Below are 3066 nucleotides of genomic sequence, written 5' to 3' on the forward strand. Positions count from 1 at the left end.
GAACACTTCTTGGGTGTTGTATGGTTAAGCCTCACGGGTAATTAGTATGGGTTAGCTCAACACGTCGCCGCGCTTACACACCCCACCTATCAACGTTGTGGTCTCCAACGGCCCTTTAGGACCCTCAAGGGGTCAGGGATGACTCATCTCAGGGCTCGCTTCCCGCTTAGATGCTTTCAGCGGTTATCGATTCCGAACTTAGCTACCGGGCAGTGCCACTGGCGTGACAACCCGAACACCAGAGGTTCGTTCACTCCGGTCCTCTCGTACTAGGAGCAACTCCCTTCAATCATCCAACGCCCACGGCAGATAGGGACCGAACTGTCTCACGACGTTCTGAACCCAGCTCGCGTACCACTTTAAATGGCGAACAGCCATACCCTTGGGACCGACTTCAGCCCCAGGATGTGATGAGCCGACATCGAGGTGCCAAACACCGCCGTCGATATGAACTCTTGGGCGGTATCAGCCTGTTATCCCCGGAGTACCTTTTATCCGTTGAGCGATGGCCCTTCCATTCAGAACCACCGGATCACTATGACCTACTTTCGTACCTGCTCGACCTGTCCGTCTCGCAGTTAAGCTGGCTTATGCCATTGCACTAACCTCCTGATGTCCGACCAGGATTAGCCAACCTTCGTGCTCCTCCGTTACTCTTTGGGAGGAGACCGCCCCAGTCAAACTACCCACCAGGCACTGTCCGCGAGCCCGATTCAGGGCCCTGCGTTAGAACATCAAACATACAAGGGTGGTATTTCAAGGACGGCTCCAGCGCAACTGGCGTCACGCCTTCAAAGCCTCCCACCTATCCTACACATGTAGGTTCAATGTTCAGTGCCAAGCTGTAGTAAAGGTTCACGGGGTCTTTCCGTCTAGCCGCGGGTACACCGCATCTTCACGGCGAATTCGATTTCACTGAGTCTCGGGTGGAGACAGCATGGCCATGGTTACACCATTCGTGCAGGTCGGAACTTACCCGACAAGGAATTTCGCTACCTTAGGACCGTTATAGTTACGGCCGCCGTTTACCGGGGCTTCGATCAAGAGCTTCGCTTGCGCTAACCCCATCAATTAACCTTCCGGCACCGGGCAGGTGTCACACCCTATACGTCCACTTTCGTGTTTGCAGAGTGCTGTGTTTTTGATAAACAGTCCCAGCCATCTGGTCACTGCGACTCCCAACTGCTCCATCCGCAAGGGACTTCACTGTCAGGAGCGAACCTTCTCCCGAAGTTACGGTTCTATTTTGCCTAGTTCCTTCACCCGAGTTCTCTCAAGCGCCTTGGTATTCTCTACCCGACCACCTGTGTCGGTTTGGGGTACGATGACTTGTAATCTGAAGCTTAGAGGCTTTTCCTGGAAGCAGGGCATCAATGGCTTCCACACCGTAGTGTGTTCGTCTCGTGTCTCAGTGTTGTGTCTCCGGATTTGCCTAGAAACACCACCTACGCACTTTCACCAGGACAACCGTCGCCTGGCCCACCTAGCCTTCTCCGTCCCCCCATCGCAATTACAAGTCGTGCAGGAATATTAACCTGCTTCCCATCGACTACGCCTTTCGGCCTCGCCTTAGGGGTCGACTCACCCTGCCCCGATTAACGTTGGACAGGAACCCTTGGTCTTCCGGCGAGGAGGCTTTTCACCCCCTTTATCGTTACTTACGTCAGCATTCGCACTTCTGATATCTCCAGCATACCTCTCGATACACCTTCGCAGACTTACAGAACGCTCCCCTACCACTCATACATAAGTATGAATCCGCGGCTTCGGTGCCTGGTTTGAGCCCCGTTACATCTTCCGCGCAGGCCGACTCGACTAGTGAGCTATTACGCTTTCTTTAAATGATGGCTGCTTCTAAGCCAACATCCTAGCTGTCTGAGCCTTCCCACATCGTTTCCCACTTAACCAGAACTTTGGGACCTTAGCCGGCGGTCTGGGTTGTTTCCCTCTTCACGACGGACGTTAGCACCCGCCGTGTGTCTCCCGGATATTACTTACTGGTATTCGGAGTTTGCATGGGGTTGGTAAGTCGGGATGACCCCCTAGCCCAAACAGTGCTCTACCCCCAGTAGTATTCGTCCGAGGCGCTACCTAAATAGCTTTCGGGGAGAACCAGCTATCTCCGAGTTTGATTGGCCTTTCACCCCCAGCCACAGGTCATCCCCTAACTTTGCAACGTTAGTGGGTTCGGTCCTCCAGTTGATGTTACTCAACCTTCAACCTGCCCATGGCTAGATCACCCGGTTTCGGGTCTACACCTTGCAACTAGACGCCCAGTTAAGACTCGGTTTCCCTACGGCTCCCCTATACGGTTAACCTCGCTACAAAATGTAAGTCGCTGACCCATTATACAAAAGGTACGCAGTCACCCCGAAGGGCTCCCACTGCTTGTACGTACACGGTTTCAGGTTCTATTTCACTCCCCTCACAGGGGTTCTTTTCGCCTTTCCCTCACGGTACTGGTTCACTATCGGTCAGTCAGGAGTATTTAGCCTTGGAGGATGGTCCCCCCATATTCAGACAGGATGTCACGTGTCCCGCCCTACTCGATTTCACATCAAGGTTGTTTTCGTGTACGGGGCTATCACCCTGTATCGCCGGCCTTTCCAGGACCGTTCCACTAACTTCCAAGATGCTTAAGGGCTAATCCCCGTTCGCTCGCCGCTACTGAGGGAATCTCGGTTGATTTCTTTTCCTCGGGGTACTTAGATGTTTCAGTTCTCCCGGTTCGCCTCTGTTACCTATGTATTCAGTAACAGATACCCGAGTTATCTCGGGTGGGTTTCCCCATTCGGAAATCTGTGAGTAATAGCGTCTCTTACCGACTTCTCACAGCTTATCGCAGGTTAGTACGTCCTTCATCGCCTCTGACTGCCAAGGCATCCACCATGTACGCTTAGTCACTTAACCATACAACCCCAAGAAGTGTCGGTGAAACAACGCTTGCTTGTTGTCGTACAACAAGGACCAAATAAAATTTGGTTTTCGCCAAGAAGTTTCCAAAGCACTTGTAACAAATGTTTGAGAACTACTTTTTAAATCAGCTTTCCAGATTGTTAAAGAGCA

At 52.3% G+C, this 3066-nt stretch carries 1 rRNA gene; it reads right to left on the reverse strand.

The features are described 5' to 3' along the window. Positions 1–20: 20 nt before the first annotated feature. A 23S ribosomal RNA gene (locus tag BN1139_RS11440) occupies positions 21–2910 on the reverse strand. Positions 2911–3066 lie beyond the last annotated feature (156 nt).

This window comes from Aeromonas veronii bv. veronii, from assembly GCF_000820225.1.
Classification (GTDB): Bacteria; Pseudomonadota; Gammaproteobacteria; order Enterobacterales; family Aeromonadaceae; genus Aeromonas; species Aeromonas veronii.